Source organism: Mycoplasma leonicaptivi ATCC 49890 (assembly GCF_000622205.1).
In the GTDB taxonomy this organism is placed as follows: Bacteria; Bacillota_I; Bacilli_A; order Mycoplasmatales; family Metamycoplasmataceae; genus Mycoplasmopsis; species Mycoplasmopsis leonicaptivi.
In genome coordinates, this window is sequence record NZ_KK211409.1 from 1 (window position 1) to 4053 (window position 4053).

The window sequence follows — 4053 nt, forward strand, 5'->3', positions numbered from 1 at the left end:
CATATATTTTTCATCATCGCTAGTTTTTAGAACTCTTCCTACTGCAACTTTTGTTTCTTTATAATACTTTTTTTCTTTTATGTACTCTCTTTTTGTGACAACTTGAACATATCAAGCGTTTTTTCTTTTACTTATTTTTGCGCCAGTTGGTATTAAAACTTTTTTAAATTTTTCTATCATAAAATGTCCTTTTTTTATTAGTATAAGTATTATACTAAATTATTTTAAAAAACAAAATAAAAAAATATTTTTTTTATAAATTTTTGGTAAAAAACGCACTTTTAAAAAGTAAAAGTGCGTTAGTATAATAAATTACTGAAAGTTTAAAATTAATACACAAAAAAGATTTTAAAAATAATATTGCAATTATAAATTGCAATATTATTTTGCTTTTTTTCTCTTTTCGTTCATTGAATATCTTAATGTAAAGTAGAATTGAATACCAAATAAAGTAAATGAAATTAATTGTCAAATCAATCCACCTACAAAAGGTCCAATTGACCCTTTTATACTTATATTGTATATAATTGAGAAAATTCAGAATAAAATTCATACTATATTATTAAGTTCATATAAAACAAACATTCAGATTGATAAACCTTTTCAAGCATTTTTTCTTATAGAAAAAATTAATTGAGGCAAGAAAGCAAGTGTTGTAAATGCAGGGAAAATTAATCCCATTGTTGTTTGTGCATCTTTTGTATAAACTTCACCTAAAATTCAGTGTAAAACAAAGAATGTTGCACCAACAGCTAACATTGCTCCTATCCCCATATAACCAATCATTTTTTTAGTTTGACTATATTCTTTTTTATAGTAATATAAAAAGAATAACATTATAGAATGGATAACCAAACAAACTGTGTTAGCCACAAATGTACTTAATAATAAAGGTGATCCCAATGAAGACCAAATAAGTCATAATAAAATTCCAGTATGGAATATTCAAAATGAAATAAAATTAACCTTTCCTGTGTTTTTTGTTGTTAGTAATTTGATTAATTGTGGAATACCAAGCGTCATAACAATAACTGCTGATATCCAACTTAAAGTTGTAACTATTTGTAACATATTTAAATTATACTAAAAACTTTTTTATTGTATTTTTATTATTACAACATCTATGTGCTTAATTTTTGAATAAAAAAACTTTTAATACCTAAAAATAGTATTAAAAGTTTAACTTTTTTTGTTTTAATGAGCAATTATTTTACAATACTTAACAAAAATCAAATTAACATAAAATATAATGAAATTAATAGTTGTAAGGATAAATATAACTAATATAAAAATATATCAATATACTTCTCTTTCATAAGAAATTATTGAAATAACAAAATTAAATATATGGAAACCTAACAATATTAAACTAATAATTGACAAGATTATTTTCTTCTTAAAAGAAAATTTGTTATCCTTAATTTTTAGTTTATTTTTTCTAAAAAAAGGAAAGATTGAAGTCATAAAATCATTTTTAGACACAAAGAATAAATATCCAAAACTAAATAAAATAATAAAAATATTTATTAAAACATTACTTATATGATGCATTAAAAAATGTGCTCAGATTGGTCTTGAACTTCCGGTTGGTTTTAAAGTGTTTGTATTATCAAAAAACAATCCGGTATTATACATAGGAAAAAATGTTATAAAGAATAAAAGTAAAATAGCAAAACTGGTTAAATATGATATTCCTAAAATTCTGTTAAAACGGTCTTTCATAAAATCTTCTTTAAATAAATTGTTCTAGAGTTTTACCAATAGTGTCGGTATTATGATCTTTAATAACGTGATTTGCTTGTTTTTTAGCATCCTCAGTAGCATTGCCCATAGCATAACCACAAGAAGCGTTTACAAGCATATCAATATCGTTTCCACTATCACCAAAAGCAATTAAATCTTTTTCAGTTTTTTGAAGTAATTCTAAAATATATTTTAATCCATTAAATTTAGAAGAATTTAATGGATTAACATCAGTATAAACACCATTTGTTAAATACACTTCACAGTTAAAATCTTTAACTTTTTCTTTAACTTCATTTGTAATTTCTTGTGCTATATCGTTGTTGTTTCTTAAAGCGATTTGTGTGATTGAGTTTTTGTTTTTGTATGTAATATCAATTAATTCTTGTTTAGTATATAAATTTAAAATATTTAAATCCATTAAGTTTTTTGTATTAATTCATTCTGGAATTTTGTTGTTAGGTAAAACAGTTCCATTAAAACTTTCTGTATCTACTGCAAGAATAGAATCATATTTTTCATGTATTTCTAACATAATTGGCAAAATATCTGCACTAACAGTGTTTTGGTATAAGATTTTTTGATTTTGCACATCGTATGCTAAACCACCATTTGAACAAACAATATATTCAAATAAATCAAGTGTTTTATCTTTTAATAAAGGTAAAACCTTTTGTAAACCACGTCCTGTTGCCACAATTAATCTGTGGCCTTTTTGTTTTAATTTTGATAATACCTCATAAGTATATGGATGAATTGTGTTATCACTTCTTAAAAGTGTTCCGTCTAAATCAAATGCAAAAACTTTATTCATTATTTAATTACCTCTTTACCCATATATGGAATTAATGCTTTTGGAACTGATATGCTTCCATCCGGATTTTGATATTGTTCTAAAATACAAGCAATTACTCTGTCAACAGCTAATGCTGACCCGTTCATTGTATGTGCATATTCTGTTTGATTGTTTTCATTTCTAAAACGAATCATAGCTCTTCTTGCTTGGAAATCACCCATATAGCTTACACTAGAAACTTCTCTAAATCTATTTTCAGATGGAAGTCATAATTCTAAGTCAATTGTTTGTCTTGATGAAAACCCCATATCACCAGTACATAATTGTAATACTCTATAAGGGATTTCAAGTTTTTCTAAAATGCTTTTTGCATCTTCTAACATTAATTTAAATTCAGAATAAGCAGATTCTGAATTTGTGACTTTTACAAGTTCAATCTTTTTAAATTGATGCTGTCTCAAAATACCCTTGGTATCTTTACCAGACGATCCAGCTTCTGATCTAAAGCATTCAGTATATGCTGTTGCTTTAAATGGTTTTGATAAATCTACTATTTCATTATTATGAATATTTGTTAAAGTAACTTCTGCTGTAGGGATTAAATATTGATTAGAATTTTCAAGTTTATATAAGTCTTCTTTAAATTTAGGTAATTGTCCTGTACCAAACAAAATATTATCATTAACTATTACTGGAGTATTAAACTCAGTATATCCATTAGATGTATGTACATCTAACATAAAATTAATTAATGCTCTAACAAGTTTTGCTCCATCATTTTTATAAATAACATATCTTGAACCTGAAAGTTTAACCGCTCTTTCTATATCAATAATATTAAGTTTTTCAGCAACTTCATAATGGCTTAGCACATTAGTTACTAAACCCCTACCAAGATGATCCTTTGTTTCTAAAATAACGTTTTCAGATTCATCTTGACCAACTGGTACAAGATCAAGTGGTAAATTAGGAATTTGAGCAAGTAGAGTATTCATTTTATTATTTAACTCTTCAGCTTCATTTGATAATTGAGTTTCTTCTTGTTTAGTTTTTGCTATTAAATCTTTTAATTGGTTAATTTTTTCTTTATCATTTTTATATATACCAAAATCTTTTGAAAGTGTATTTAATTGTGCTTTTTTGCTTTGAGCTTCACTCATTTTTGCACCACGGATTTCAAGAATATTTAGTAATTCATCAAATATACTTAAATCAAAACCTCTTGATTCAAGTCCTTTTCTTACTTTTTCTTTATTATTTTGAATGAATTTAATATCTAACATAATTCTCCTTATTTTATTATTTTACTATATTATTATGCGAATAATTTATACAAACATTTTTTGTAATAATGTTGTTTTAATATTTTGTAATTTTTCAAGTTTTTGCTTGTTTAGTTTAATGACGTTATCAAGAGTAGAAAAGAGTTTTGCAATTTTTTGTTGTTCTGGAACACTAGGAAAATAAACTGGTGTAATTTTAATTTGGTTTATACTTAAATTTGTTTGATTGAC

6 protein-coding genes are annotated in these 4053 nt (G+C 24.8%); all 6 read right to left on the reverse strand.

Annotated features, from left to right (window positions below):
* On the reverse strand, nt 1–180 hold a 180-nt coding region (locus BU00_RS04780), incomplete at its 3' end, for a hypothetical protein (protein WP_036459110.1).
* Nucleotides 181–381: 201 nt separating this feature from the next.
* Entirely contained in the window at nt 382–1071 is a 690-nt protein-coding gene (locus tag BU00_RS0103620) for a PQ-loop domain-containing transporter (protein ID WP_027121502.1), read from the reverse strand.
* A 123-nt stretch (nt 1072–1194) separates the two neighbouring features.
* Complete coding sequence (locus BU00_RS0103625) at nt 1195–1722, reverse strand: hypothetical protein (RefSeq protein WP_027121503.1); 528 nt, start codon at nt 1720–1722, stop codon at nt 1195–1197.
* A 10-nt stretch (nt 1723–1732) separates the two neighbouring features.
* Nucleotides 1733–2557 (reverse strand): HAD family hydrolase, encoded by an 825-nt coding sequence (locus BU00_RS0103630; protein ID WP_027121504.1) that lies wholly within the window; start codon nt 2555–2557, stop codon nt 1733–1735.
* Nucleotides 2557–3822 (reverse strand): serine--tRNA ligase, encoded by a 1266-nt coding sequence (gene serS, locus BU00_RS0103635; protein WP_027121505.1) that lies wholly within the window; start codon nt 3820–3822, stop codon nt 2557–2559. The genes BU00_RS0103630 and serS overlap by 1 nt, the downstream gene beginning before the upstream one ends.
* Nucleotides 3823–3867: 45 nt before the next feature.
* The coding region (locus BU00_RS05285; RefSeq protein WP_027121506.1) for a restriction endonuclease subunit S at nt 3868–4053 on the reverse strand (186 nt) is incomplete at its 5' end.